The organism is Acinetobacter sp. L-24, from assembly GCF_056857555.1.
Genome location: NZ_JBSXNI010000042.1, coordinates 202,325 through 228,844 on the forward strand (window position 1 = coordinate 202,325; position 26,520 = coordinate 228,844).

The 26,520-nt window shown below is 42.9% G+C and carries 28 protein-coding genes; 13 read left to right on the forward strand and 15 right to left on the reverse strand.

Features of this window, described 5'->3' with window-relative positions; all coding sequences use genetic code 11:
• Positions 1-100 precede the first annotated feature (100 nt).
• From fdx to AC13CK_RS09625, 8 genes are all read right to left on the reverse strand, one after another.
• Positions 101-439 carry an ISC system 2Fe-2S type ferredoxin gene (fdx, locus tag AC13CK_RS09590; protein ID WP_004279821.1) on the reverse strand — a complete coding sequence of 113 codons (339 nt, stop codon included), beginning with the start codon at positions 437-439 and terminating at the stop codon, positions 101-103.
• Positions 440-454: 15 nt separating this feature from the next.
• Entirely contained in the window at positions 455-2,314 is a 1,860-nt protein-coding gene (hscA, locus tag AC13CK_RS09595; RefSeq protein WP_005107162.1) for a Fe-S protein assembly chaperone HscA, read from the reverse strand.
• Positions 2,315-2,355: 41 nt separating this feature from the next.
• Positions 2,356-2,871, reverse strand: coding sequence for a Fe-S protein assembly co-chaperone HscB (gene hscB, locus AC13CK_RS09600; RefSeq protein WP_425878278.1), 516 nt, complete (start codon positions 2,869-2,871; stop codon positions 2,356-2,358).
• Between the two features lie 104 nt (positions 2,872-2,975).
• The gene (gene iscA, locus AC13CK_RS09605) at positions 2,976-3,296 is read right to left on the reverse strand and encodes an iron-sulfur cluster assembly protein IscA (protein WP_004279817.1); all 321 of its coding nucleotides are present in this window, start codon (positions 3,294-3,296) and stop codon (positions 2,976-2,978) included.
• Between the two features lie 34 nt (positions 3,297-3,330).
• A complete protein-coding gene (gene iscU, locus AC13CK_RS09610; RefSeq protein WP_004279815.1) occupies positions 3,331-3,717 on the reverse strand; it encodes a Fe-S cluster assembly scaffold IscU in 387 nt (128 codons plus the stop codon).
• 104 nt (positions 3,718-3,821) lie between these two features.
• Entirely contained in the window at positions 3,822-5,039 is a 1,218-nt protein-coding gene (locus AC13CK_RS09615) for an IscS subfamily cysteine desulfurase (protein WP_004279813.1), read from the reverse strand.
• A 1-nt stretch (position 5,040) separates the two neighbouring features.
• Positions 5,041-5,514, reverse strand: a complete 474-nt coding sequence (locus AC13CK_RS09620) for an Rrf2 family transcriptional regulator (protein ID WP_004279811.1) — start codon at positions 5,512-5,514, stop codon at positions 5,041-5,043.
• Between the two features lie 112 nt (positions 5,515-5,626).
• Positions 5,627-6,277: a hypothetical protein gene (locus tag AC13CK_RS09625; RefSeq protein WP_278357128.1), complete on the reverse strand. Its 651-nt coding sequence runs from the start codon at positions 6,275-6,277 to the stop codon at positions 5,627-5,629.
• Between the two features lie 203 nt (positions 6,278-6,480).
• On the opposite strand from AC13CK_RS09625, the gene AC13CK_RS09630 reads away from it, so the two are divergent.
• The 3 genes from AC13CK_RS09630 (at position 6,481) to AC13CK_RS09640 (ending at position 9,385) form a co-directional block, all read left to right on the forward strand.
• Positions 6,481-6,954: a phasin family protein gene (locus AC13CK_RS09630; protein WP_278357127.1), complete on the forward strand. Its 474-nt coding sequence runs from the start codon at positions 6,481-6,483 to the stop codon at positions 6,952-6,954.
• Between the two features lie 162 nt (positions 6,955-7,116).
• Entirely contained in the window at positions 7,117-7,389 is a 273-nt protein-coding gene (locus AC13CK_RS09635; RefSeq protein ID WP_004279807.1) for an HU family DNA-binding protein, read from the forward strand.
• A gap of 130 nt (positions 7,390-7,519) precedes the next feature.
• Entirely contained in the window at positions 7,520-9,385 is a 1,866-nt protein-coding gene (locus AC13CK_RS09640) for a SurA N-terminal domain-containing protein (protein WP_253113306.1), read from the forward strand.
• Between the two features lie 61 nt (positions 9,386-9,446).
• Here AC13CK_RS09640 and AC13CK_RS09645 read toward each other — a convergent pair whose 3' ends face one another.
• On the reverse strand, positions 9,447-10,316 hold the full coding sequence (locus AC13CK_RS09645; RefSeq protein WP_263576362.1) for a DUF2797 domain-containing protein: 870 nt from the start codon (positions 10,314-10,316) through the stop codon (positions 9,447-9,449).
• A gap of 34 nt (positions 10,317-10,350) precedes the next feature.
• On the opposite strand from AC13CK_RS09645, the gene AC13CK_RS09650 reads away from it, so the two are divergent.
• Both AC13CK_RS09650 and AC13CK_RS09655 read left to right on the forward strand, forming a co-directional pair.
• A complete protein-coding gene (locus AC13CK_RS09650) occupies positions 10,351-10,821 on the forward strand; it encodes a DUF6231 family protein (protein WP_263576361.1) in 471 nt (156 codons plus the stop codon).
• Between the two features lie 105 nt (positions 10,822-10,926).
• A complete protein-coding gene (locus AC13CK_RS09655) occupies positions 10,927-11,607 on the forward strand; it encodes a YidB family protein (RefSeq protein ID WP_278357126.1) in 681 nt (226 codons plus the stop codon).
• A 64-nt stretch (positions 11,608-11,671) separates the two neighbouring features.
• On the opposite strand, the gene AC13CK_RS09660 is transcribed toward AC13CK_RS09655, so the two are convergent.
• The 3 genes from AC13CK_RS09660 to AC13CK_RS09670 are packed head-to-tail and all read right to left on the reverse strand — an operon-like array spanning position 11,672 to position 13,633.
• Positions 11,672-12,286: an OB-fold-containig protein gene (locus tag AC13CK_RS09660; protein ID WP_253173333.1), complete on the reverse strand. Its 615-nt coding sequence runs from the start codon at positions 12,284-12,286 to the stop codon at positions 11,672-11,674.
• Between the two features lie 19 nt (positions 12,287-12,305).
• The gene (locus AC13CK_RS09665) at positions 12,306-12,614 is read right to left on the reverse strand and encodes a Rieske (2Fe-2S) protein (RefSeq protein WP_004279797.1); all 309 of its coding nucleotides are present in this window, start codon (positions 12,612-12,614) and stop codon (positions 12,306-12,308) included.
• Between the two features lie 14 nt (positions 12,615-12,628).
• On the reverse strand, positions 12,629-13,633 hold the full coding sequence (locus AC13CK_RS09670) for an adenosine kinase (protein WP_004646774.1): 1,005 nt from the start codon (positions 13,631-13,633) through the stop codon (positions 12,629-12,631).
• Between the two features lie 276 nt (positions 13,634-13,909).
• Between AC13CK_RS09670 and AC13CK_RS09675 the strand changes: the two genes are divergently transcribed.
• From AC13CK_RS09675 to AC13CK_RS09685, 3 genes are all read left to right on the forward strand, one after another.
• On the forward strand, positions 13,910-14,362 hold the full coding sequence (locus tag AC13CK_RS09675) for a GNAT family N-acetyltransferase (RefSeq protein ID WP_005107150.1): 453 nt from the start codon (positions 13,910-13,912) through the stop codon (positions 14,360-14,362).
• Between the two features lie 165 nt (positions 14,363-14,527).
• Positions 14,528-17,467, forward strand: coding sequence for an insulinase family protein (locus AC13CK_RS09680; RefSeq protein ID WP_482831131.1), 2,940 nt, complete (start codon positions 14,528-14,530; stop codon positions 17,465-17,467).
• A gap of 21 nt (positions 17,468-17,488) precedes the next feature.
• Positions 17,489-18,628, forward strand: a complete 1,140-nt coding sequence (locus AC13CK_RS09685) for a phospholipase A (RefSeq protein ID WP_425878291.1) — start codon at positions 17,489-17,491, stop codon at positions 18,626-18,628.
• Between the two features lie 69 nt (positions 18,629-18,697).
• On the opposite strand, the gene AC13CK_RS09690 is transcribed toward AC13CK_RS09685, so the two are convergent.
• From AC13CK_RS09690 to ilvA, 3 genes are all read right to left on the reverse strand, one after another.
• Positions 18,698-20,038, reverse strand: coding sequence for a TrkH family potassium uptake protein (locus AC13CK_RS09690; protein WP_425878292.1), 1,341 nt, complete (start codon positions 20,036-20,038; stop codon positions 18,698-18,700).
• Positions 20,035-20,691, reverse strand: coding sequence for a potassium channel family protein (locus AC13CK_RS09695; protein WP_425878294.1), 657 nt, complete (start codon positions 20,689-20,691; stop codon positions 20,035-20,037). The genes AC13CK_RS09690 and AC13CK_RS09695 overlap by 4 nt, the downstream gene beginning before the upstream one ends.
• 164 nt (positions 20,692-20,855) lie before the next feature.
• On the reverse strand, positions 20,856-22,394 hold the full coding sequence (ilvA, locus tag AC13CK_RS09700; RefSeq protein ID WP_425878296.1) for a threonine ammonia-lyase, biosynthetic: 1,539 nt from the start codon (positions 22,392-22,394) through the stop codon (positions 20,856-20,858).
• A gap of 104 nt (positions 22,395-22,498) precedes the next feature.
• Between ilvA and rpiA the strand changes: the two genes are divergently transcribed.
• From rpiA to clpS, 5 genes are all read left to right on the forward strand, one after another.
• A complete protein-coding gene (gene rpiA, locus AC13CK_RS09705; protein WP_004279784.1) occupies positions 22,499-23,170 on the forward strand; it encodes a ribose-5-phosphate isomerase RpiA in 672 nt (223 codons plus the stop codon).
• A gap of 168 nt (positions 23,171-23,338) precedes the next feature.
• The gene (locus AC13CK_RS09710) at positions 23,339-24,019 is read left to right on the forward strand and encodes a M48 family metallopeptidase (RefSeq protein WP_253145382.1); all 681 of its coding nucleotides are present in this window, start codon (positions 23,339-23,341) and stop codon (positions 24,017-24,019) included.
• A 183-nt stretch (positions 24,020-24,202) separates the two neighbouring features.
• Entirely contained in the window at positions 24,203-25,258 is a 1,056-nt protein-coding gene (gene argC, locus AC13CK_RS09715) for an N-acetyl-gamma-glutamyl-phosphate reductase (protein WP_425878587.1), read from the forward strand.
• 77 nt (positions 25,259-25,335) lie between these two features.
• The gene (locus tag AC13CK_RS09720; RefSeq protein ID WP_004279781.1) at positions 25,336-26,085 is read left to right on the forward strand and encodes a DUF6776 family protein; all 750 of its coding nucleotides are present in this window, start codon (positions 25,336-25,338) and stop codon (positions 26,083-26,085) included.
• Positions 26,086-26,103: 18 nt separating this feature from the next.
• On the forward strand, positions 26,104-26,517 hold the full coding sequence (gene clpS / locus AC13CK_RS09725) for an ATP-dependent Clp protease adapter ClpS (RefSeq protein WP_004279780.1): 414 nt from the start codon (positions 26,104-26,106) through the stop codon (positions 26,515-26,517).
• Positions 26,518-26,520: the final 3 nt, after the last annotated feature.

Below are 26,520 nucleotides of genomic sequence, written 5' to 3' on the forward strand. Positions count from 1 at the left end.
ACTCAATCCAAATAAAAAATATTTGATTAAAACTGCTTATATTTAAATATAAAAAACCACGCCTGAGCGTGGTTTTTTATTTTAGCCTGCAACGAAAATCTTAGTGATTTTCTGACGCATGGTTAATGGTGTATTTTGGAATTTCAATTTCCAGATCTTCATCGTCCAGTTTAACCTGACAAGAAAGACGTGAATCAGGTTCTAAACCCCAGGCACGATCGAGTAAGTCAGCTTCAACATCATCCATTTCTTCCAGGCTGTCAAAACCTTTGCGTACCACTACATGGCAGGTGGTACACGCTGCTGACATATCGCAAGCATGTTCGATTTTAATGCCATTTTTTAGCAGGCTTTCGCAAAGATTGGCATTTTGTTCGACTTCAAACTCAGCACCTTCGGGGCAAATCTGCGCATGTGGAAGAACTTTAATACGTGGCATAGTCGTTACCTTAAATTAGTTTGAGTTTGACCAGTCGTCGAGTTTAGTGCCCTTAAGAGCTGCATCAATATGTTGATTCATACGTGCTGCTGCAAAAGCATCACTATGTATTTTAAGCTGTTCAACGGCAGATTCAATCGCTTTGATATCTGAACCCTGAAGCTGAGTTTCAAGTTGTGCTTGCGCAGTTTGCAGTGCTGCAAGTTGATCTTCAGTCAACAGACCGGCATCCGCTTTGAGTGCCTGAACCAGTGCTTCCAGCTCACGCTGTGCTTCCACTTTGGTTTCATTCAAATGACGAAGATTCTTATCTTCTTCAGCGAACTTATAACCGTCTAGCAACAGACGTTCAGTATCTTCACCCGATAAACCATAAGATGGTTTGATATCGATTTGAGCCGTCACGCCAGAGGTGGTTTCTTTGGCAGATACAGTCAGCAAGCCATCTGCATCGACCTGGAACGTCACTTCAATACGTGCCTGACCGGCAGTCATTGGTGGAATGCCATGCAGGACAAAACGCCCTAAACTACGGCAATGCTCAACCAGATCACGTTCACCTTGAACCACATGAATCAACATGGCAGTCTGGCCATCTTGATAAGTCGTAAATTCCTGACGACGAGCGACTGGAATCGCAGTATTACGCGAAATTAATCGTTCAACCAGTCCGCCCATGGTTTCAAGACCAAGAGACAGAGGCGTCACGTCTAATAGTAATGAGCCATCAGTTGAGTTGCCAATCAATTGGTTCGCAGTAATTGATGCGCCAATCGCAACCACTTCATCCGGATTAATAGTGCATAGTGGTTCTTGATTGAATACTTCACGCACGGCTTTTTGTACTGCATAAGAACGGGTTGAGCCACCGACCAAAACGACATTTTGAATGTCATCCAGTTCAAGCTTGGCATCACGCATCACACGCTTACATACGCTGATGGTCTTATCCAAAGCAACTTTAATGATCTCTTCAAATGTCGGACGGTCAAGCGTCAATACCTGATCAAGCAATTTGAGTTGAACTGAATCTGCATCAGACAAAGCTTCTTTGGCTTTACGTGCTGCAACCACAAAATGTGCATATTCTGCATCATTCAAGGTGTCAATATTCAGTTGTTTCTTGGCCCATTTCAGGATCAAACGATCTAGGTCATCACCACCGAGGGCAGTGTGGCCACCGGTTGCCAGAACTTCAAACACACCTTGACTAAAACGCAGAATCGAAACGTCAAAGGTACCACCACCCAAGTCGTAGATCACATAGTTGCGATCTGTACTTAAGTTGCTTTCCTGATCGAGACCATAAGCAACAGCAGCAGCGGTTGGCTCATTCAACAAACGTAAAACATTCAAGCCAGCAAGTTGAGCAGCATCACGGGTTGCCTGACGCTGTGCTTCATCAAAGTAGGCCGGAACAGTAATAACGGCACCATTGACCGGATTTTGCAGACTGGCTTCAGCGCGGTCTTTCAACTGCTTTAAAATTTCTGCAGAAATCTCAACCGGCGTCTTACGGCCTTGTGCGGTTTCAAAAGCCGGCATTTCATTCGCTTCACCAACCAACGCATAAGGATGCTGGAATTTGATGTCAGCTTTCGAGCGACCCATAAAACGTTTTACAGAAACGATGGTGTTTTTAGGGTCAGTAGTAATGAAAGGCGCAGCTTCATTGCCGTATTGAGTCTGTTGTTCTGCATAATGCACGATAGAAGGAAGTAGCACACGACCTTGTTCGTCATTAAGTACTTTGGCTTTACCTGAAAGAACCGTGGCAACCAAAGAGTGGGTGGTGCCTAAATCGATACCAATCGCAATGCGGTGTTCATGTGGTGCACTTGATTGACCTGGTTCTGCAATTTGCAAGAGAGCCATAGTGTTACATCCTTTGCACGTTAAATATTAAATACTAAAAATTAGAAATCATCATCAAGATCAAAGCTGTCATCGTCCAGGAAGCGGTCTTCCGCTTTGTCGATATCGGCCATGACTTTAACGAAGAAGCGTAGTTTGCGCACTGTATCGCGTGCTTCGGCCCAGTCTTCATCCGCATAATCAATTTTGAACTCGCGAACCAAGCCCTCAATCCATTGCTGGACTTCGACTTTCAGTGAAGTTAAATCTTCAGCAGAAGTTGCATCGTCAAGTTGTTCACGAATTTCCAGAGCGTCCTGCAAGAATTCAAAATCACTGATCGACTGATCTAAGTGATAATCCTGTTTCTTGAGAGACAGTAAATACGCTGCACGGCTATCGACCGCTGACAAGGTTTTAAATGCCTGATTGATATCACTTGATTTAATCACAGCCTGATCTTTGTCTTCAGCTTTATCTGGGTGATATTGTTGCTGCAACTTTAAAAATTCAGTCTTTAAAGCCGCTAAATCAATATCGAGTGCTACAGGAAGGTTGAACAACTCAAAATGATTCATGGGAGATGGGATCCGCGATTAATGTGCAAAAATAACTGTATAAATGCAATTAAAACAGTGTGAAACACACTGTTTTAATGTTAAAAAGAGAATAACTGCCGGGTTTATACAGTGAAGGATTCACCACAACCGCATTCGCCTTTTTTGTTGGGGTTGTTAAATTCGAAGCCTTCGTTCAAGCCGTTTTTAACATAGTCCATCTCCATACCTTCAAGATAAACCAGGCTTTTCGGGTCAACGAATACTTTAACCCCAAACTGCTCAAAGGCTTGGTCATGTGTATCGACTTCATCGACGAACTCGAGCACATAGGCCAGACCAGAACAGCCTGAAGTTTTCACACCAACGCGAATGCCTTCACCCTTACCGCGATTTTTTAAATAATTGCTGATATGAGTTGCAGCATTTTCAGTTAAATGGATCATGAAAACTCCGTTAAAATTTCAAAACGTGGAACAATTAAGCTTTAACTTTCTTGCTACGGTAGTCTTCTACAGCTGCTTTGATTGCATCTTCAGCAAGAACAGAGCAGTGTACTTTTACTGGTGGAAGTGCAAGTTCAGTTGCAATATCAATGTTCTTGATCGCTTGAGCTTGATCCAAAGTTTTACCTTTGAGCCATTCGGTCACAAGTGAACTTGATGCAATGGCAGAACCACAACCATAAGTTTTAAAACGTGCTTCTTCAATCACGCCTTCGTCGTTTACCTGAATCTGTAAACGCATCACGTCACCACATGCTGGCGCACCAACCATACCAGTACCAACGTTTTCAGCATTTTTGTCTAAAACGCCAACATTACGAGGGTTTTCGTAATGATCAATTACTTTTTCGCTATAAGCCATGTTGCTTCTCCAAACCTCGGGGTCAGCCTTAGTATTAAATATGGGGGTAAAAAAACTTTTCTCAATGAGATAGCAACGGATTTGTTACTATCTCAGGATGAAAATTAGTGCTCAGCCCACTCAACTTTAGAAAGGTCGATACCTTCCTTATACATATCCCAAAGCGGAGAAAGTTCACGTAACTTCTCAACAGCAGCTTTAGTGATAGTCAATACGTGATCGATATCTTCTTCAGTGGTGTACTTACCGAAGCTGAAGCGGATCGAACTGTGTGCAAGTTCGTCTGAAAGACCCAATGCACGAAGTACATAAGATGGTTCAAGTGTTGCAGATGTACATGCCGAACCTGAAGATACCGCAGCATCTTTCAATGCCATCATCAATGATTCGCCTTCAACGAAGTTGAAGCTAATGTTTAGATAGTTCGCTACGTTTTGTGTTGGATGGCCGTTCAGGAACACTTGTTCAAGACCTTGTAAGCCATTCCACAATTTGTCGCGAAGTACGCGTAAACGAGTCTGTTCAGCTTCCAGGTTTTTACCTGCAAGTTCAAATGCTTCACCCATACCGACAATCTGGTGAGTCGCAAGGGTACCTGAACGCATACCACGTTCATGACCGCCACCATGCATTTCAGCTTTAAGGCGTACACGTGGGCTACGACGTACAAACAGGGCGCCAATACCTTTAGGGCCATAGATTTTGTGCGCAGAGAAGCTCATCAAATCTACTTTTAAAGTTGAAAGATCAATTTCAACTTTACCCGCTGCCTGAGCTGCATCGACATGGAAGAAAATCTTGTTGGCGCGAGTGATTTCACCAATCGCTGCAACATCAGTCACAGTACCGATTTCATTGTTCACCATCATCAGGGAAACAAGAATTGTGTCTGGACGGATCGCTGCCTGTACCATTTCAGGCGTAATTAAACCGGTTTGAGGTTGAGGCTCAATATAGGTAATTTCAAAACCTTCAGACTCAAGCTCACGACAGGTATCTAAAACTGCCTTATGTTCGATTTTAGAGGTAACGATATGTTTACCTTTAGATGCATAGAAATGAGCCACACCTTTAAGCGCAAGGTTGTCTGACTCGGTTGCACCTGAAGTCCATACGATTTCACGTGGATCAGCTTTAATTAAATTCGCAACTTGTTCACGTGCATATTCAACTTTTTCTTCTGCTTGCCAACCATACGCGTGTGAACGAGATGCCGCATTACCAAAGGTACCATCGAATGTTAAGCATTCCATCATACGTTCAGCAACCTGAGGATCTACAGGAGTTGTAGCTGCATAATCAAGATAAATCGGACGTTTCATGTCAAATACCTGTAACCGATAAAAGGGCTGAATCTAAAGGTGCTGATTTTTGGCGTAATGACACAGTCTGGACGTTGTCACGTGCAACCAGATCAGCAAGCGAGATTTTTTCTAAATAATCGGCGATGTGATGGGAGAGTTCCTGCCATAAATCATGAGTCAAGCACATCGCGCCATTCTGGCAATTGCCTTTATGGTCACAGCGAGTCGCATCAACTGTTTCGTTTACAGCTTCAATAATTGCTAACACAGTAATTTCATCTGCATTACGTGCTAAATGGTAACCACCATTTGCGCCACGAACACTAGAAACTAAACCATGACGCTTGAGCTTCGCAAATAACTGCTCAAGATAAGCAACAGAAATAGTTTGACGTGCTGCAATTTCAGCGAGCGTTATCGTTTTTTCAGAAGGCTGCAAAGCTAGATCAAGTAGAGCAGTCACAGCGTAGCGACCGCGAGTGGTTAGGCGCATGATTCGATACACATGGTTAGACTAGATGTGTAGATTTTATGAATCCCGACTAAATTAGTCAAGTTATTTTTAGTAGACCTTAGTGGGATTTAATTTTTGGAGAATGAAAGATTTACATGCTCAGCCAATTATATACTAATAACGTAATCAAAAGTACGCTGCTCAGGCCGAAAATGATATTAATACGCTTTTGACGGCGTTCGATCCGTTTTAGGCGGTTTTTATACTGTTTGACTTCCACTTGCAGGGTATTGATCTTGGAACGCTGCTCTTCAATTTTCTTTAAAAGCGGCGCAATACGCTTTTTAGAAGCAATAATTTCCGCATCATCCGTCGGCGCATCAGACAGCCAGTGTTTCCAGTCGGCTAGTACTTTTGGCAAACTGAATACGGTTAACAGATCACGAAATTCATCTTTTAAAACCTGATGACCATCAATGCGCATGCTGCGAATGCTACGACGATTACCAAAAATGAAAATTTTAATCAGATCGGGAAGTGTGGTGCGCACATCCAGGTCGATAATGCGGCCCGGTGCTTTATGGTCAAATAATAGTCCATTGGGGGTGAATTGCACATAAAAGTCGAAATACGGAATATAGCTATTAATTTTAATAGAGATGTTTTCATCTACAAACTTTTTGGCCTGTAATGCAACGACACGATCATGCTTGAGAATGAAGGTAAATATTGTCTCTAAAACAATTAACGTCATCGTAAGCAACAAATGCGGTTGATTTTGACTTTGTTGCGATTCGCTCATATACAACCAATCCTTACCTGAAATATAAAGTGAAAAAGCTTCCTGCTTGTGAAGAGATTTCAGGGTTAAATCAAATTAGACTTGAAATAAATTGCTTTGTAGAACAGTTTATCAAATCTATCAAGTACTAAATTTGCTATTATGCAGTGGTTTTGTAGAATAATTTATAATAATTGCGCAGAAAACAAACAGGAGCCGTGCACATGGACAAGTCAAAAACAGCACAAGACTCAACTGAAGCTTCGAATGAGAAAACGCTGAAAACCAAGTCTAAATCTGCCTCGGAGCGCAAATCGGTTCTTGATTTTCGTAAATATACCAAACAAATCTGGTTGGCTGGACTCGGGGCATTTTCACGTGCAGAAGAAGAAGGTAACAAACTGTTTGACTCGCTGGTCAAGGTCGGGGAAGAGCTTGAATCTAAAACTGCAGATATTGCCGATCAAACTGTAGAGAAGGTTTCGGAAAAGGCCAAAGAGTCGGTTACAGACACCAAAGACAAAGTGGAAAAATTAATCGACAACTCTGTTCATCACTCATTGAATCGTATAGGATTAGTCACATTGAAGGATGTACAGTATTTGGAACGTTTAATCCTTCAGTTGCATGCCAAGGTTGATCAGTTGACTGCGGAACAAGAAAAAATGAAAGAAGAATTGTCGAAAAAACTTAAATAAAATGACTTTATTCATTATTCAATGTTTTTTTCGCATATTTTTTGAAAAAAAAGAGGTTCTTAAGTATTGCGTTTATACCTAAAGCATTGCTATAAAGGCGTTATGGCATGTTAAACCAATTCTTGAACCTTAAATAAACGATATTAAGAGGACGTAATCTTCATGAATAAATCAGAATTAATTGATGCAATTGCAGAAAAAGGGGGATTATCTAAGGCTGACGCAGGTAAAGCTTTAGATGCTACAATTGCTTCTGTTACTGAAGCTTTAAAATCGGGTGATACAGTAACTTTAGTGGGTTTTGGTACTTTTGGCGTGAAAGAACGCGCTGCACGTACTGGCCGTAACCCACAAACTGGTGCTACTCTTGAGATCAAAGCAAGCAAAGTACCTAGCTTCAAAGCAGGTAAAGGCTTAAAAGACGCTGTAGCTTAAGCTTACCCAGCGACGAAACGCGCCTTCTTTGGCGCGTTTTTTATTGATAAATTTAATTGTGATGATTAACACATTCATTCAATGGGTATTTTCGGTTAAAATCCTTTGCAAATAAAATATTGGAATACTTATGGAAGCTTTTCGTAAAGTTATTAAGGGTTGGTTGGGCAAAGTCTTGCTCGTTCTGTTTTTGACCCCGTTAGCACTTGTAGGTATTGAAGGATATTTTAGCAGCGGAAACTCTGATGCAGCAAAATCAGTGAACGGGACTGAAATATCTCAAAAAGAATTAGAGTCACTGACCAAATCATTTAAAGAACAATATCTCAGTTATGCCAATGGGGATGAAACTTTACTGAATCAAAGCTTCATTGACCAGAAAGCCATGGACACTCTGGTTGCACGTACTTTATTGCTGCAACAGGCTGAAGAATTAGGGATCAGTCTGAGTGACCAGCAAATTGAACAGATGATTGCTCAGCAGCCTACTTTCCAGCAAGATGGCAAGTTCTCGAATGCTTTATATGAAAATTATCTGAAATCAATTGGCATGACCAATCGCGCTTTGATTGAAAGTTTACGTAAAGATCATGCGCTGAAGATGCTGTCATCGACTTTCCTGGATTATCCACTGGTAAGCCCAGTCGAAATGCAGCAGATTGCTGATTTGCAAACTGAACAACGTCATATTCATATTTCCAGCATTAATCTGGACAGCTATAAAAAAGATGTCAAAGTGACGGATGCAGACATTGCTGCCTATTATGAAAAACACAAAACGCTATTCAAACAGCCGACTAGTGTAGATGTCGACTATGTGGTGTTAAAGCCAAGCGATATTCAGGTGCAGAGTTTGGCGGTTACCGATGCTGAACTTCAAGAAGCGTATACTGCCTTTGTTGCAACACAAAAACAGGCAGTTAAACCGGATGTGAAGCATATTTTAATTACGGCGGACAGTCGTAGTGATGCTGAAGCAAAAAAACTGGCGACCGAGATTGCAGCCAAAATTAAAGCCGGTACCACTTTTGCTCAAGCTGCAGCACAATATTCTGAAGACCCTGAATCTAAGTCTAAAGGTGGTGCGCTTGCTGTCTATGAAGAAGGTGTATTTGGTACTGTATTTGACCAGACGGTTAGTTCTTTAAAATCGGGTCAGGTCTCTGCACCGGTGAAAACAGATTATGGTTACCACATTATTTCTGTGCAAATGCAAGATGTGGCAGTTTCTTCTTTTGAATCACAAAAAGCACGTTTGTCTGAAGAAGCCTTGGCTGCTAAAAAATCCAATGCTTTCTCTGATACGGTCAATACGCTAAATGATATGGTGGTAGGAAGTGATTCTCTGGATGTCGTTACACAGGAAGTGAAAGGTGTACAAGTCCAGAAAGCCCAAGGGGTAACACTTTCGACCCGTGATCCAGTGCTGAGCGATGCTAACCTCAAGGTTAAACTGTTTAATAATGATGTTAAAAATGGTGATCGTAATGCTTCAACAAGCATTCAGTTAGCCAATGGTGATGTGGCCTGGATCAAGGTGCGTAATTATCATGCAGCTGGCGAACAAACACTGGCAGAAGCAAAACCGCGTGTTAAGGCTCAGTTGATTGAAGACAAAGCAGCTGCTCTGGCAAAAGCAAAAATTCAGAAAGCTCTGGATGAGTTCAAAACCAAGCCGGCTGCAGCAGTGGCGAAAGGTGATTTGATCTTTGAAGATGCTGGTGTTTACACACGTGCTGAAGGTTTGCTAAAACGTGATGTACAGCGTGCGGCTTTTAGTCTTCCGACACCAAAAGCAGGCCATTGGTCAGTGACAACAGCGAAAATGCCAAATGAGCTGGTTGTGGTTGCTGTATCAGAAGTGAAGAAGAACCCGGTAGATGTATTGAGTGCAGAACAACGCAGTGAGTTGGTGAAGTTATATCAACAACTTCGTGGTCAGCAGGAATTTGATGACTATACGCGTTACCTGAAATCTCAAGCAAAAATCAAATAAAATTGTTGTATAAAAAAACCAGCCTGCGGGCTGGTTTTTTATGCTTTAGGCAAATAATGGTTTAAGCACGAATAATCAGTTCATAACCGGTATATTTGCGCATATTGATTACCCCAGTATCCAGAATTAAATACTGACCCTTGATGCCTTGTAATTTTCCACGAATCACAGGAGTTTTATCCAGGTTATGCGATTTAATCTTTTCCGGATATTGTTCTACCGGATAAATAAACTCTCGTGCGAATTCATCTTCAAGCACTTCAATATTTTCATTAAATTCAAGATTCTGATTAAACTCTTCACGAATGCTTTGAATTTTAGGCGCAAATTCTTCTAGCAGCTGTTCACGCACTTCAATCAGATTCAATGGTTCTGCTTCACCTTTGAGCAGTTTGCGCCAGTCAGTTTTATCAGCAACTTGCGTACCAAACATGACTTCGAGCTTTCCGGAAAGACGACGTGAGCCAACTTTCATAATCGGCAGGGCTTGGGTCGCACCCTGATCCAGCCAGCGAGTTGGCATTTGGCTGGTACGGGTAATACCGACCTTTAATGCGCTAGAATTGGCCAAATAGACAATATGTGGCTGAAAGCAGACATTCTGTGCAAATTCCTCTTCGCGGCAAGTGCCTAAATGATAATGACAAGTCTCTGGCTTCATGATGCACATATCACATGAAGCATTGGTTTTAAAACATTTAAAACAGTGACCTTGTGAGAATGACTTGGAGGTTTTGTTGCCACAGGACACGCAGTAAATATTACCGGTCCATTCAATCTCGATTTCCTGACCTAAATTAAACGGAAGATCAATTTCTGCACGATCTAAAATTAATTTATATTCAACATTTGCCCGCTGTATCTGTTGATCAGTTACACTAAGATCCTTGAGGCCGACGTGCATTTTATGACAAATGCCCTGAAGTTCCATAAAAATTACTCACTTAAATCATAAGGATGCAGTTATGGCTGAGCAGAATGTCATTACTTCGATGCTAGACGATTTCGCACAGGAACAGCCAATTCATACTGCTATTTGCATTGGGCAGAACTTGAGCCAAGTCCAGTTTCAGCCAGCTATTCAATGGTCCTATTTTAGCGTATCTGACTTTTTAAATCTGCCTTTTCAGCAACGTTATGACTTGGCTGTGGTGATGCTGGATACTGTAGAAACAGAACATTTGTCTGAACAGATCATGAGTCAAATTCTGGTGAAATTACGTGATTTGTTTGCCAAAAGACTGGTGGTGATCAGTCGCCTGCAAGACGAAAAATTATTGAGAGCTTTGGGATTTACCCAGTTAGTTGACAAGACCACCCATGAGGCAGATTTTGCGCTGTGGCAGTTTAATATTTTAACCTATAAGCACGTGCCAGACTGGTTTAACTCCAAGTTTTGGGCCAATCCGGAAAACTGGGATAAATTTCGCTGGTAAGCTAAAAACCTGCTTAACTAAGATTGCAAATATTAACACAATCTTGCCTAGACAATATGTGGGCAGGCCGTATTCTGTAATTAAGATGCACATAGGATATAGGACATGACAAACCTGAGTAGTATTGTGGAAATATTAGCAAAGCAGGCATTGGGTGGCGGGCAGTCGCAGCAGAAATCCTCACAACAAGGCGGCTTGGCAGATATCCTAGGGTCTGTGCTAGGACATTTAAACCAGTCAAATCCTCAGCAAAATCAAAATACTCAAAACCAGCAGAATCAGCAAAATCAAACCGGCCAGCAGAACCGACAAAATGGTTTAGGGGTAATTTTGGGTTCAGTACTAAGTCAGTTCGGTGGTGGTGGTACTCAAAGTACTGCCCAGCCTCGTTCCGGACTAGGTGGCTCTACCGGTAAAACCTTATTGATTGCAGTACTGCCTTTGGTGCTGGCCTGGATTCAAAAACAGGGTGGTTTACAGGGTGCGCTCGACAAGCTCAAAGGACAGGGTCTTAATAGCCAGGTCGATGATTGGGTGTCGACCGGTCCCGGTGAAAATGCCAATGTCGATCCGCAGCAGGTGCAAAACCTGTTTGATGATCAGGAAGTTGAAGAAGTTGCACAGCAAACCCATGCACCGAAGCAGGATGTGTATAGTGCGATTTCACAGGTCTTGCCGCAGATTATTGATTCGCTTACCCCGCAAGGTGAGCAGACCAGCAAGCAGGAAGCCAATAACGATATTCAAAATGTATTGAATATGGTTTCAGGACTTCTCAAAAGATAAATCTAGACATTAAAAAATCCCGATATCTGTCGGGATTTTTTAATGTCTATAAATGATTTGGAATTTAATCTAGATTCATGCTAAACAGCTGATTAGATTTACAGATTTTCTTGGCAATATAATGAGATTTTCTTGTACGTATCAGGATAATCTGCGACTGAAAACCGAGTTCACCAAACTCAGGTTCTACCTGTACATAATGCAGTTGTCCATACTCATCTCGGACTCGTGCTTGCGCAGAAAAACCGGGTCGGGCATTACCACTGGAAATCGTTGCCAGACGGCCAAGTAGATTGACATTATTCTTTTTATATTTGGGTGGAATGACCTGATCCAGACAGTGAATCATAAAGATAGTAAAAAAAGTCGCAATGATCAAAGCCGGAATAATCAGGTAATAAGCAGGCAGAAATTTAAATTCCTGAGAATAGATCAGGAACTGTAAAACATAGCCGGCAAAGCTAAAATTCATCAGGAAGAAAAACACAATCAAGGTTTTGGAGAATTTGACGTTTAGTAGATCCATCTGCTGAAAGTCATAAGGTGAAATTTTTTGCAGAAACTTGCTGGGTCTGAGTCCAAAATAGAAACCAATGGTTTTCACCACACCAAACAGAATAATCGCCAATAAACTCAGATGAAAAGGCATCAGGTTATAGTCTAGAAAAAATGCAGGCATGGTGAAGTCCGTTTTCGTCTTATTCTGAGAGGTAAATTCCACCATCAGAATGCACGGTAATCTCTACTTTTTCAAGTGCTTGACCTTGGCAAGGCCCAGAAATGCATTCACCGCTTTCTACCAGAAACAAGGCGCCATGCGTGGAGCATTCAATAAATTCCTGATCACGATCCAAAAACTGGTTTTCCAGAAATTCCAGTTCAACCTGCAAATGCGGACACAGGTTTTGATAGGCATAGAAGGCACCGTCACGCTGTGTGATAAAGATATTGTCTCCATCAGGAAGCTCAAAAGAGCGTGCTTCGCGCTCTGGAACGTCTTCGGTCATGCAGATTTTAAACATTAAGCACATTCCTTTTGAAAGTCTTGTAATAATGCCGCATAGTCTTCAACTGCCAGGCGCGGACCAAATTGTGAAACCACTTGGCTCGAAATGAGAATCGCCAGTTCAGCCGCAGCTTGAAGACCCAAATTAGCATTCAATCCGTACAGGAAAGCCCCGGCAAAAGCATCACCGGCACCGTTGGCATCTACTGCAGGCACTTTACGGCCAGGAACAGTAAATGTATTTTGATAATCCGAAATCAGTGCGCCTTCAGCTGACAATGTAATGACAACGTGCTGACTGATTGTTTTTAATTTAAGCAGGGCTGCCTCAAGATTATCTGTTTCTGTATACATCAGCGCTTCTTGCTGGTTACATAACAGCAAGTCTACACCATCTGCAATCATTTCATCCAAACCGGCACGCGCGTATTGCACCATGGCAGGATCAGATAAAGTTAGGGCAATTTTAACGCCATTGGCACGGGCAATATCACGTGCTTGTTGTACGGCATGACGTGCTGTGTCAGAAGTTGATAAATAACCTTCGAGATATAGCCATTTCGCGCTATTTAGTGCGCTGAAATCAATTTGTTGATCAGTCAGTTCGGCCGTAATACCCAGATAGGTATGCATGGTACGTTCAGAATCAGGGCTGACCAGAACCATACATGTCCCTGTTACGCCTTCACTGATCGATTGGGTGGTGGTCTTAATACCTGCATCATTCAAACCCTTCAGGTAGATGTGCCCCAGTTCGTCATTTCCGACCCGACAGCCATAAAATGCAGAACCACCGAGCGCAGAAAATGCCACGGTAGTGTTGGCTGCTGAACCGCCTGAAGCCTGCCCCTTATACACTTGAGTCGCTTGAAGATTTTGATAAAGAGTGGCCTGAGTCTCACCATCTGCAAGTTGCATGGTGCCTTTTTGCAAGTGATGTGCAGTTAAAAAGTCATCAGAAACTTTAAATTCTTGGTCAATCAGCGCATTACCAATCGCAAAAAGATCAACAGTTGCCATGTTCAAATATCACATTAAAAATGAAAGTCCTAAGTTTACACGATTGCTTGGGATTGCTGTAGTTTGCTGAATCATTTTCAAATACTTTTCAAAAATGCTGTATTTTGTTCAGCAGCTATCTTTGGTCTAAAAACTGACTTATTTTTGTGCACTGGTGCGCCGTAGCATTGATTTAAGGATCACATTTTATTTATAAAGAGATATCGCTCCTGGCATGATACTTTAAGTCGCTTGGCAACTGTCATTCTTCACAACAATTTCAAATAGTGTGCGTATATGAATATTAAAATTGTAACAGCCGAACAACTCCCGGATCAGATCGAAACACTGGCAACTCTGGCACGTAAAGAAGGCTATAATTTGGTAGATAAGTTAATAGAAGAATATCGCACCGGGAAAAACTGCTTTAGCCACGCCAATGAATATCTGGTGGTGGCGCATGATGGCAAGAAACTGGTTGCTTGTGGCGGCTTAAACCAGCAATGGGGAGATAACGGCATTGAAGACCGCATTGGTCGGGTACGTCGTTTCTATGTGCATCCAAAATATCGTCAGCATGGGGTAGGCAAACAGCTTTTGGCCTACCTAGAGCAATTGGCACGTCCGCATTATTCAGCTTTGTGCCTGCAAACAGATACCCGACTGGCCGCCAGTTTTTATCAAAAGCAGAATTATGTATTTGTGGAAAACAATCCAAGCTATAACTATTTTAAATATCTGATTTCTTAAGCTTGTAAATACTCATCTAGATGCAGGAAGTAAATTTGATGATTTAATTTTCAAATGATCAAGTTTACTTAATTCGATCAAAATCCTCGGTTTTCAACGTGAATAATTCAGATAACTAAAGCTATAATGCGCTTAGTTATTTTAATTAAAGCATTAGGAGATCGCATGACTGTAGATGTCACTGAAACCATTTCTCAAACTGTACATCCTGCGTTTCAGTTGGTACGTCAACAACATGTTGAAGCTTTAGACATTTTCGTGTCTGAATATAAACATAAAGTGACTGGCGCCACGCATTATCATCTGGCGACCAATCACGACGAAAATGTCTTTCTGGTGGCGTTTCGTACCCAGCCGATGGATTCTAAAGGCGAAGCACATATTCTGGAACATACTGCGCTGTGTGGTTCAGAGAAATTCCCGGTGCGTGATCCATTCTTCCTGATGATTCGCCGTTCACTAAATACCTTCATGAATGCCTTTACTGCGGCTGACTGGACTGCATATCCATTTGCGACGCAGAATAGCAAAGATTTCCAGAACCTGCTCGAAGTGTATATGGATGCAGCATTTGCTGCGAACCTGAATCCACTGGATTTTGCCCAGGAAGGCATTCGCATTGAGCTGGAAAATGGCGAGCCTGTCTATAAAGGCGTGGTCTTTAATGAAATGAAAGGGGCGATGAGTTCGCCTTCAGATCAGCTCTATCATACGCTGGCGCATCATTTATTTCCAAATACGACTTATCACTATAATTCTGGCGGTGATCCTAAAGATATTCCTGATCTGACTTATCAAGAGTTGGTTGATTTCTATAAGTCACATTACCATCCAAGTAATGCAGTATTCATGACTTTTGGTAATAAAACCGCATTTGAACTGCAAGAGCAGTTTGAAAATCTGGCATTGGCCAAATTTGAAAAAGGTCAGATGCTCTATCCAACACCTGAAACCCGTTTGACTGCACCATTGACGGTTACAGACAGCTATGCGGTTGATGCCGAAGACCTACAGGACAAGACCTATCATGTGCTGTCATGGTTATTACCGGAAGCCAGTGATATTAAACTGCGTTTAGGTATGCGTTTAGTCGAAGGAATTCTACTCGAAGATTCAGCATCACCATTACGTCATTATCTGGAAACGTGTGGTTATGCCGATGCAACAGGTCCATTCATGGGCGTGGATGATTCTAACTTTGAAATGACTTTTTACTGTGCGGTGCAGGGTTCAAATCCTGAGCATGCAGAAGAATTTAAAAATGGTGTGTTTAAGGTTCTGGAAGAGGTTGCGTCTAAACCGGTTGATCAGAACATGGTCGATGCGATCCTGCATCAAATTGAATTGCATCAGCGTGAAATCAATGGAGATGGTACGCCGTATGGCTTGAGCCTGATTCTGAGCGGTTTGGGCAGCGCGATTCATCACCGTGATCCGGTCGAAGTTTGGGATGTGGATTCTGCAATTGCCGCAGTCAAAGAAGAACTGCAAGATCCAATGTGGTTATCCAATCTGATCAAAGAGCATCTGCTGGATAATCCACATCGTGTCCAATTGACACTGGTTCCGGATGCGACCAAATCTGCCAAAGAAGCGGCTGATGAAAAAGCGCGTCTGGCTGAAATTGGCAAGAATTTAACTGAAGAGCAAAAAGCTGAAATTATTGCCCAGACTGAAGCATTAAATGTTCGTCAGGACACACCGGATGACTTGAACTTGTTGCCGAAAGTCGGTCTGGAAGATGTCCCTGCGGAATTGCAGATTGTTCAAGGCCAGTTACGCGAAATTATCTGTAACCGTATTGATACACCGTTGAACCTGTATCATGCCGGCACCAATGGGATTTATTATCAACAGGTTCTGGTTAATATTCCGGATGAAGTGGTGCAGTCGCCTTACTTTAACCTGCTGTCGATCCTGATGGGTGAAGTCGGTGCGGGTGAGTATGATTATCTTGAGTTCCAGCAACTGCAAACAGCGGTGAGTGGCGGTCTGGGCATGGGCGCATCTTTGCGTTCTAAAGTCGATGACAAAAACAAGATTACTGCCTGGTTGACGTTGACCACCAAATCTTTGGTGAATCATCTGGATGCGATTCGTCTGTTGAAGATTGGTTTTGAACAGCTTCGCTTTGATGAGAAAGACCGTATTGTTGAGCTGTTACAACAGCGTAAAACGCGCTGGCAGTCACGTATTTCTGGTTCTGGACATAGCTATGCAATGCAAACGGCTTCACGTCAGCATAGTGCATTAGCATTGCGTGATTATCACAATACCGGTTTGGGTGCATTAAACTGGCTGATCGAACTGGTGTCTAAGATCGAAAAAGATCCGGCTGAATATGACCTGCTGATTGACGAGTTAAAACGAATTCATCGTGTCTTGTTGCAAGCGCCGAAGCAGTTCTTGTTAGTCTGTGAAGAGCCGCAATCTGAGCATCTGATTGAAGAAATCCAGAATGTCTGGGACAAGCTTGCTGTTGATCCAGCACCGGTTGCATTGACTCAAGTGGAAAAAGTCACCCATGATCAGCACGAAGCCTGGTTGATTCAAGCCAATGTCCAGTTCTGTGCGGCTGCTTATCCGGCAGTTGAAGTCTCACACCCTGATGCTGCTGCATTGATGGTGCTGGCAGGTTATTTACGTAATGGCTTCCTGCACAGCGCCATCCGTGAAAAAGGCGGTGCCTATGGTGGTGGTGCGAGCTATGACGGCAATGCTTGTTCATTCCGTTTCTACAGCTACCGTGACCCACGTCTGGCAGAAACTTTCCAGGATTTTGATGCCAGTATCCAGTGGTTACTCAACGCACCACAACAGCCACACCAGTTGGAAGAAGCCATTCTGGGTCTGATCGCCAGTATGGATAAACCGGGTTCACCGGCAGGCGAAGCCATTACTGCATGTTATTCTTACTTGCATCAACGTACACCAGCGTTCCGTAAAAAATTACGTGAACGTTTATTGAATGTCACACTGGATGATTTGCAGCGTGTTGCACAGACCTATCTGGTCGAGCAGCAGGCGACGAAAGCCGTTGTGGCACCAGTGGCAAAACGTGAAATGCTGGAGCAGCTTGGTTTTGTAATTCAACAAGTTCTATAAATAAAAAAAAGAGGATAAGGGATGGCGCTTAATTCGTTTAAGCGCTCAACTCTACAGCTGAGCGTGTTGCTGGGCTGTGCAGTTGGGACGCAAGTGAATGCGGAAGAAACAGTAGTCAACAGTCCCACGCCGGCAACGGCTGAAGCCTGTGCTGCACTGGAAATTAGTGCAGAGCGTCTGGCCTGTTATGATACTTTATTTAAAATTCCGGTCACTGATAAGCCTGCAATCGTTTCTGAGCGTCGTGCAGCAGCAGAAATTGCGCCTGAACCCGATAATTTAAAAGCGAAAATTGGTCAAACCGTTTCCAATATTTATGCTTCTGAAGGATCAAAGCTAACGCCGAATCTGTCTTTGCTGGATAGCCGCTGGGAACTCTCTCCAGAAAGTAAATTAGGCACCTGGAACATTCGTTCTTATCAGCCAGTGTATTTGATGCCAGGTTTCTGGACATCAAAGAAAAATGAATTCCCTCAAAGTGAAAATCCAGAAAACACAGTGAAGGAAGACCAAAATCTTACCTCAACCGAAGCAAAGTTTCAGTTGTCTTTAAAGACCAAGGCGGTTGAAAATATCTTGGGAGATAATGGCGATCTCTGGCTTGGTTATACCCAATCTTCACGTTGGCAGGTGTATAACTCGGAAGAATCACGTCCGTTTCGTGAAACCAACTATGAACCCGAAGCCAGTTTAATCTTCCGTACCAACTATGATCTTTTAGGTCTTAACTGGCGTATGTTGGGATTGACCATTAATCATCAGTCCAATGGCCGTTCTGATCCGTTATCACGTAGCTGGAACCGGGTGATGCTGAATCTCGGTTTTGAAAAAGACAATTTTGCCTTGATGGTTCGTCCTTGGTATCGCTTTGAAGAGAAGCGAGAAGATGATAACAATCCAGAAATCAAAAACTATATCGGCCGTGGAGACATGACCGCATTTTATCGTTATAAGGAGCATGATTTTTCATTAATGCTGCGACATACCTTAAAAGGTGGAGATGAAAATCGTGGAGCCGTACAGTTCGATTGGTCATTCCCGATCAGTGGGCGTTTGCGTGGCCAATTCCAGCTATTTGATGGCTACGGAGAAAGTCTGATTGATTATAATCACCGTGCCACGTATATCGGTTTAGGTGTCTCATTGATGAACTGGTTCTAAGATTCCAAGTTTCATGACCTTATAATGAAAATAAAAAACCATGCCGATGCATGGTTTTTTCTAGGTAAATTAACCAATCTGGATTTCTGAAGGCGGATGTTTGAGACGACTCTTTTTGGGAGTCGCAATAAAATAAGCAAGCGTCAGTGGCCCTAGACGCCCTGCGAACATTAACAGCATCAGAATGATCAAACTGGCAGGTTGTAGCTCCTCAGTTACCCCTCGGGACAAACCGACGGTACAGGCCGCAGACACGGCTTCAAACAACAGATCCAGAAAATCCTGCTCAGGTTCCAGGATTAATAAGCTCATAAAACCCATCATGATCAACGCTGCAGTAATACACACGACGGCCAATGCTTTAAACGTAGTTTTTTCAGGAATAGAGTGATTAAACAGCCGGATCTCATCTTCGCGTCTTAAAAAACTGATTACGCTGATCACCACAATAATAAACGTACCAACTTTAATTCCACCCGCCGTACTTAAGGAACCGCCACCAATAAACATTAAAAAAATGGTGACTAGACTTGAGGCATCGCTCATCTGGTCCATAGGCAGACTATAAAAACCTGAAGAGCGGGGAACAGTGGCATGGAACCAGGCATTGAGCGCCTGATCACCTACGCTCATCAGCGCTAGAGTTTGTGGATTAGACGCTTCGAGTAACCAGAGCACAATAAAAGCACTCAGGTTAAGGCCCATAATCGTAGTCAGAATCAGCTTGCTATTCGGGCTAAGCTTGCGCCAGTTTTTATTCTGTTTTACATCCATCAGAACCAGAAAACCGATCCCGCCAATGATATACAGCATGCTGATCGTAAAGGTCACGAAATACTGGCCGGAAAAGCTCATCAAGCTATTGGGGAAAAGGGAAAATCCGCCATTATTAAACGCAGAAACACTATAGAAAGCTGCATAAAACAGCGCTTCACCAAAAGGATAATCTTCCAGCCAGGCTAAGGTTAAAATCAGGGTGCCAATCGCTTCGAAAAACAGAGAATATAGGAATACTGCTTTAATGGTAAAACTGACTTTCTTTAAACTGGTCTGGCCAATAGATTCCTGTGCCATCACTTGCTGTCTTAAACCAAGTTTAGGTGACAGGCTCATGAAGGCGAGTATGGCAAAGGTCATAAAGCCGAGGCCACCACATTGCAGCAGGAACATAATTACGATCTGCCCAAAGGGTGTATATGCTTCACCAACATTGACCACAGATAGTCCGGTAATCGTCACTGCAGAAGTCGCTGTAAAAATCGCCTCTAACCAGCTGATTTCAGTTTGATGGGCAAAGGGCAGCATCAGTAATAAAGAGCCAATAAAAATCAGTCCGAGAAAACCTAAGGCGAGCAGACTCGGTGGACTGAGATTGACAATCCTGTTCTGGTTTAAATTTGAGCTTTTCATATGGCCTTAAAATGCTTGGACAAACGGCGTAGAGGGTCCAGCAATCCTTCGACCACCAGAATGTCACCTTCCTTAAGTAACAGCTCAAGATCTACGATATGCTGTATTTCAGGGCCGCGTTTATGCAAAAGAACTTTAATTTCGGGAACTTGGTTCATTAACTGGTGTAAAGGAGTGTCATGATGATCGGCATGAATCTCGATCTTGACAATATAGTGATCATCTTCAAGTGACATATAACGGCTAACCATCGGGTAGCTGAGTGATTGTGCCACACGGACGCCCATATCTTCTTCTGGGTGAATAATTTTTTCGACGTTCAGATGGGTCAAAATCATATGGTGGGCTTTGGATTTGGCTTTGGCCCAAATTTTCTTTACACCCATATTTTTCAGATGCAGTACACACAGAATGCTGGCTTCAATATCTTCACCAATTGCGACTACGACCGCTTCACAGCGCTGGATATCCAGTTCATCCAGGACATGCTCATCGGTTGCATCGGCAATGACCGCATGGGTGAGCTGATCGGAAATATTTTCCACATATTTTTTATCGAGATCGATTCCAATCACATCATGTTTCAGGCTGATCAGTTGAGTCGCCACTGTTGCACCGAAGCTGCCCAGCCCAATGACTGCAAATAATGCCATGCATATTTCCTTAAATCTTTTTATTTCAAATCAGTTCATGTCTAAGTATGTATCTTAAAGATTTTTATAGTTTTCAGCTATCTGGCCTTACATAAATACTTCATACATTTTCATTCAGCCGGACATAAAAAAACCGCCTCGAAAGGCGGTTTACAACAAACTGATTATTTTAAGAAACGCTGATAACCCAGGTTATTGGTGATTTCTTCATATGGATAAGTAATATTTTCCAATGTCTCAATCAAACCATCTGGATTTTGCTGTGCATCTTCTGCCTCCAGACCGACCAGTACGCGACCTTCTGCAGCGCCGTGGTTACGGTAATGGAACAGGGTGATGTTATGCGTTGGGCCAAGACGTTCCAGGAACATTAGCAGGGCACCTGGACGCTCCGGGAATTCCACTCGGAACAGGCGTTCATTTTCAATATCGGCATGACCACCGATCAGGTAACGGATATGCAGTTTGGCCACTTCGTCATCAGACAGATCATCAACGTCATATTGGAATTTTAAGGTTTCATAAATTTCCTGACGTTCTTTCTCGCCATTTTTCAGACTAATACCGACAAAGACCTGTGCCGCAGAAGCATCACTGGCACGATAGTTAAATTCAGTGATATTACGGCCTTGTAATGCACGGCAGAAACTCAGGAATGAACCTTTCTGTTCTGGAATCGTCACGGCAAAAATCGCTTCTTTGCGTTCACCCAATTCAGTACGTTCAGCGATATAGCGTAAACGGTCGAAGTTCATATTGGCGCCGCAGACAATCGACACCATGTTCTTCCCTTCGATGCCATGTTCAGCCACGTATTTTTTAATACCTGCCAGAGCCATTGCACCAGATGGTTCGACAATGCTACGGCATTCGTCATAAGTGTCTTTAATCGCTGCACAGACTTCATCCGTATTCACCAGCACCACATTCGGTTCAACGATCGGGCCTGAATTGTCCGACTTTTGCAGACGAATCACATCAAATGGTTTTTCACCAATTTGGGCTACCGCCGTGCCATCAGCAAACAAGCCCACAGATGGAAGAATGACACGCTCATTGGCTTCTAAAGCAGCTTTTAAACAGGCAGATTCGTCGTATTCAACTGGAATGACTTTAACGTGTGGTGCGACATCACCTAAATACGCTGCAACACCTGCGATCAGGCCACCACCACCAACTGCGACAAACACATAGTCGACATCACGCCATTGACGCAGAATTTCATTGGCAATCGTGCCTTGGCCAGCAATCACCAGTTCATCATCATAAGGCGGAATGAAAGTCATCCCATCTTCCTGGGCACGTTGAATCGCATATTTATTGGCAACATCAAATGAATCACCATGCAAAACCACTTCGCCACCCAGACGTTTAACCGCCTGTACCTTGATATCAGGTGTGGTTTTAGGCATCACAATAATCGCGCGAATACCCAGCTTTTTCCCTGAGAGTGCCACGCCCTGTGCATGGTTGCCCGCTGAAGCAGTAATAACGCCACGTTCCATTTGTGATTTCGGTAGTTGACTAATACGGTTATAGGCACCGCGTAGTTTGAATGAAAAAACCGGTTGTAAATCTTCACGTTTAAAGCGGATGTTATTATTGAGTCGTTCGCTAATTCGTGGCGCTGCTTCGAGTGGAGTTTCGATTGCAACATCGTAGACCGTTGCTTGTAAAATTTGTCGAACCAAACGAGACAGCATGTTAATTTTCCATCTAACAGTTTAAAATAGGGGCTTATTGTAACAAACCACACGGCTTTGCGGTTTAAAAAAGCTGCAAAAGTCCAAAATAGTTGAGTGAAGCCATGAGTCTATATGCAACCCAAGATGAGAAAAAACAAGCAGCAGCTAAAGCCGCTTTAAAACACTTGCCAAAAGGGGGCATTTTAGGCGTAGGTACAGGCAGTACTGTAAACTTTTTAATTGACTTATTACCTGAGCTGCAATTGGAAGCTGCGGTAGCCAGTTCAGAAGCAACTGCACAGCGCTTAAAAAAGCTCGGTATTGAAGTAGTGGATATGAACTCTGTCAGTGGTCTGGATGCTTATGTTGATGGCGCAGATGAAATTGATCGTCATATGCATATGATCAAAGGTGGCGGCGCAGCGCTCACACGTGAAAAAATTGTTGCCTCTATCGCGAAAAAATTCGTGTGTATCGTTGATGATTCAAAATGGGTGGGACAATTGGGCCGTGAATTCCCGCTTCCGGTAGAAGTGATTCCAATGGCGCGTTCTGCTGTTGCGCGTAAAATTGTATCTTTAGGTGGCGATCCTGCTTATCGTGAAGGTGTGGTAACTGACAACGGTAACGTGATTTTAGATGTATATAACCTCAATATTCTGAATGCGCTTGAACTGGAAAAAACCTTAAACGATATTCCGGGCGTGGTGTGTAACGGTATCTTTGCGATCAACAAAGCAGATATCGCAATTGTCGCGACGGATAACGGAATTGAAGAGCGTACAGCGGTTTAATTTTAAAATCTCCCCAAATCCTGAACAGAAGTTAAAGTACTGCTTTAACTTTTGTGCAAGAAAAGCCTCATTTTAGATTTTTTAAGAGGGGCTTTTCTCCCTCCTTAATAAGGGTGAGTAGCACTGCTACGCAAGGGGGAGGATTAAAAAAATGATTAAATATAAAAAATGACCTTATCCGACCTACCCGAAATTCAAATCACCCGAAATGTCCGTTCAACACGGTTACGTTTGCGTGTCGATGCAACACAGATTCGCCTTACAGCACCGGTTTTTTGCAGCAAAAAACAGATACAGCATTTTATTGAACAATCTGAAAGCTGGCTGATTAAAACCTGGCAATCCCAGCAGGAAAAAATCGAAAATATTGACCGGACGCTACCGAGTGAGCTGCGGTTATTCAATCTAAAAGCAGCAGTAAAAATTTCTTATCACAGCCAGAAAAACAACTTTATTTTTGATCATGAAGATCTACAGCTTTGGATCAGTGACCGACATCCTGAAGAATATTTAAAAACTTTCGTGATTGCCTACGCAAAAGAACAGCTTCCTTCATATTTAAATCTCGTCTCCCAGCAATGTCATTTGCCTTTTAAAAACTGCAACATTAGACATCCCAAAACCCGATGGGGCAGTTGTTCTGCCAAACATGACATTATGTTGAACAGCGCGCTGGTATTATTTCCTGAACAAGTCGCGCGTTATGTCGCTGTCCATGAACTGGTACATACAAAGCATTTTGATCATAGTCCACGGTTTTGGGCAGAAGTTGCCAAGCATGATCAGCATTTCCAGCAGCATCGTATAACGCTGAAAAATACGCCGTTGCCATATTGGTGGGGTGCCTAAAAGCATAATTAATAAGTCCATATAACTCTATTAAAATAGCCTAAGCAATCTATGCATTTAATCCTCTAAACCGGCCTTATCCTACTGATCAATTAAAAAACCAGCAAACCCCAGTGAAATGGTTTAGAAAACCTCAACTTCCTGTCATACTAGGCCTTATAAAGGAAACATTTATTTGAGGTAATCATCGTGATTTCAGTGGGTATTGTGGGTGGTACGGGTTATACAGGCGTTGAACTTTTACGTCTTTTGCTACGACATTCAGATGTAAATGTAACAGCACTGACATCACGTACTGAAGCAGGTCGTCGTGTAGATGACATGTTCCCAAGCTTGCGCGGGCATACCGATCTTAAATTTTCCGATTTAAGTCTGGATTTATTAAAATCATGCGATGTGGTGTTCTTTGCAACACCGCATGGTGTCGCAATGAAACATGCCGAAGAGCTGGTCGCTGCAAATACCAAAGTGATCGACCTAGCTGCCGATTTCCGTTTACAAGATCTTGCACAGTTTGAAAAATGGTATGGCATGCAACATGCATGTCCAGAACTGTTAAAAGATTCTGTTTACGGTTTATCTGAATTGAATCGTGAAGACATTAAAAAAGCCAATGTGATCGGGAATCCGGGGTGTTATCCAACCACAGTTCAGTTAGGTCTGGCGCCAGTTTTAAAAGCGGCTGAAGTATTGGTGAAACCTGAAAGCATTATTATCGATGCCAAGTCGGGTGTATCAGGTGCAGGTCGTAAAGCTAGTCTGGGCATGATTTATTCTGAAAATGCTGATAACTTTAAGGCCTATGGTGTAGCGGGTCATCGCCATCATCCTGAAATTGTCGAAGCACTGGAAAATATTTCAGGTCAAAAAAATGTGTTTGATCATATTTTATTTGTACCGCATTTGGTGCCAATGATCCGTGGTATGTTGTCGACCATCTATATCGATTTAACTGAAGCAGGCCAAGCAGCAGATTTACAAGCGCTATATGAGCAGTTCTATGCCAATGAAGCATTTGTCGATGTTATGCCGGCGGGTAGCTCACCCGAAACCCGTTCAGTGCGTGGAGCGAATCAGTTGCGTATTGCCTTGTATAAGCCACAACCAACAAAACTGGTGATCCTGGTTGCACAAGACAATTTGGTAAAAGGCGCAGCAGGTCAGGCTGTGCAAAACATGAACCTGATGTTTGGTTTTGCTGAAGATGCTGGCTTAAATAATATTGGTTTATTACCATAAAAAACGTATTAGAACTTCACACACATTTAGATTTGCATTTAAATGTGTGTCTTGATTAAAGCAAACAAGAGATCAAAATGCCGAATAACGAGTCAAATACGACGCTTCCTCAGGAACCCGGTACTAAGAAACCATTCATGAAAGGCAATACGCCCTTAGCCATTGGTGCGGCTGTATTGATCTTAAGCAGTGGCGTACTCGGATATACCGTAGGACATCGTCAGGGTTTGACTGCGGCGGGTTATGATGCGGATGCAGAGCAACTGGTCGATGTGGTACAGACTCAGAAAGCCAGTCTGGAAACACTGAACAAGACGCTGAATACTGCGGTTCAGGAGCGTGATCTGGCTGTCAGTAATGCCAATGATCTGTATCTGGCCATGACCAAGGCACGTGATGAACAGGTGCAGGCCGAAAGTGTGGGAACCATTTATCGCGAGATCTTGCGTCAGCGTGGTGGTCTGGCATTGGCGGTTCAAAACCTGTCGATTAAACCATTACCCGAAAATGCCTTTGAATACCAGATTGATCTGGTTCAGGTCAGTCCAGGCAAAAGCCGTGCCTCAGGTAGTGTGGAATTGCGCCTGATTAAAGGGACTGAAATTCTGGTGGTACCACTGGAAGATAAAAACTTTAATTTTGAAAATTATGAGCGACTCACTGGCCGCTGGACCATGCCGAAAGGCTTTAAACCAGAATTTATTGAAGTGCGTCTCACCGGTGCCAAGCCTGTGATTCGTCGTTTTAGTTGGGAACAGGGCAAAGCAGTCGAAAATCAGTCTGCCACCTTGTCAGAAATTCCGAAAACCGAAGCAAATGCAAATTAAGTGTGAAATATAAATCTTATGCCCAGCAATAAACGTCAAATGTGTTTAAGTGATATTAAAAATTCTTTTAATGAGTCTGGAATCGTTGATTGGCATATCAGCCCACGTTTAGCAAATGAACCCTCTGAAGACGGTGATTCTGACCTAGCTGTACAGACTGCACCGCCAGAACTGAAACGTCCACCGTTGTATGCCGTTGTTTTATTAAATGACGACTATACGCCGATGGAGTTTGTAATTGAAATTTTACAACAATACTTTGCAATGAATCTTGACCAAGCTACACAAGTAATGCTAACTGTACATTATGAAGGAAAGGGTGTAGCTGGGGTCTATCCTCGAGACATTGCGGAGACCAAAGCGAACCAAGTCAATAATTATGCTCGATCACAAGGTCATCCGTTACTTTGCCAAATAGAGCCTAAAGATTAAGGG

Coding starts and splice junctions, on each gene's coding strand:
- fdx (WP_004279821.1), bottom strand. CDS start 439: ATGCCACGTATTAAAGTTCTTCCACATGCGCAGATTTGCCCCGAAGGT.
- hscA (WP_005107162.1), bottom strand. CDS start 2,314: ATGGCTCTCTTGCAAATTGCAGAACCAGGTCAATCAAGTGCACCACAT.
- hscB (WP_425878278.1), bottom strand. CDS start 2,871: ATGAATCATTTTGAGTTGTTCAACCTTCCTGTAGCACTCGATATTGAT.
- iscA (WP_004279817.1), bottom strand. CDS start 3,296: ATGATCCATTTAACTGAAAATGCTGCAACTCATATCAGCAATTATTTA.
- iscU (WP_004279815.1), bottom strand. CDS start 3,717: ATGGCTTATAGCGAAAAAGTAATTGATCATTACGAAAACCCTCGTAAT.
- AC13CK_RS09615 (WP_004279813.1), bottom strand. CDS start 5,039: ATGAAACGTCCGATTTATCTTGATTATGCAGCTACAACTCCTGTAGAT.
- AC13CK_RS09620 (WP_004279811.1), bottom strand. CDS start 5,514: ATGCGCCTAACCACTCGCGGTCGCTACGCTGTGACTGCTCTACTTGAT.
- AC13CK_RS09625 (WP_278357128.1), bottom strand. CDS start 6,277: ATGAGCGAATCGCAACAAAGTCAAAATCAACCGCATTTGTTGCTTACG.
- AC13CK_RS09630 (WP_278357127.1), top strand. CDS start 6,481: ATGGACAAGTCAAAAACAGCACAAGACTCAACTGAAGCTTCGAATGAG.
- AC13CK_RS09635 (WP_004279807.1), top strand. CDS start 7,117: ATGAATAAATCAGAATTAATTGATGCAATTGCAGAAAAAGGGGGATTA.
- AC13CK_RS09640 (WP_253113306.1), top strand. CDS start 7,520: ATGGAAGCTTTTCGTAAAGTTATTAAGGGTTGGTTGGGCAAAGTCTTG.
- AC13CK_RS09645 (WP_263576362.1), bottom strand. CDS start 10,316: ATGGAACTTCAGGGCATTTGTCATAAAATGCACGTCGGCCTCAAGGAT.
- AC13CK_RS09650 (WP_263576361.1), top strand. CDS start 10,351: ATGGCTGAGCAGAATGTCATTACTTCGATGCTAGACGATTTCGCACAG.
- AC13CK_RS09655 (WP_278357126.1), top strand. CDS start 10,927: ATGACAAACCTGAGTAGTATTGTGGAAATATTAGCAAAGCAGGCATTG.
- AC13CK_RS09660 (WP_253173333.1), bottom strand. CDS start 12,286: ATGCCTGCATTTTTTCTAGACTATAACCTGATGCCTTTTCATCTGAGT.
- AC13CK_RS09665 (WP_004279797.1), bottom strand. CDS start 12,614: ATGACCGAAGACGTTCCAGAGCGCGAAGCACGCTCTTTTGAGCTTCCT.
- AC13CK_RS09670 (WP_004646774.1), bottom strand. CDS start 13,633: ATGGCAACTGTTGATCTTTTTGCGATTGGTAATGCGCTGATTGACCAA.
- AC13CK_RS09675 (WP_005107150.1), top strand. CDS start 13,910: ATGAATATTAAAATTGTAACAGCCGAACAACTCCCGGATCAGATCGAA.
- AC13CK_RS09680 (WP_482831131.1), top strand. CDS start 14,528: ATGACTGTAGATGTCACTGAAACCATTTCTCAAACTGTACATCCTGCG.
- AC13CK_RS09685 (WP_425878291.1), top strand. CDS start 17,489: ATGGCGCTTAATTCGTTTAAGCGCTCAACTCTACAGCTGAGCGTGTTG.
- AC13CK_RS09690 (WP_425878292.1), bottom strand. CDS start 20,038: ATGAAAAGCTCAAATTTAAACCAGAACAGGATTGTCAATCTCAGTCCA.
- AC13CK_RS09695 (WP_425878294.1), bottom strand. CDS start 20,691: ATGGCATTATTTGCAGTCATTGGGCTGGGCAGCTTCGGTGCAACAGTG.
- ilvA (WP_425878296.1), bottom strand. CDS start 22,394: ATGCTGTCTCGTTTGGTTCGACAAATTTTACAAGCAACGGTCTACGAT.
- rpiA (WP_004279784.1), top strand. CDS start 22,499: ATGAGTCTATATGCAACCCAAGATGAGAAAAAACAAGCAGCAGCTAAA.
- AC13CK_RS09710 (WP_253145382.1), top strand. CDS start 23,339: ATGACCTTATCCGACCTACCCGAAATTCAAATCACCCGAAATGTCCGT.
- AC13CK_RS09720 (WP_004279781.1), top strand. CDS start 25,336: ATGCCGAATAACGAGTCAAATACGACGCTTCCTCAGGAACCCGGTACT.
- clpS (WP_004279780.1), top strand. CDS start 26,104: ATGCCCAGCAATAAACGTCAAATGTGTTTAAGTGATATTAAAAATTCT.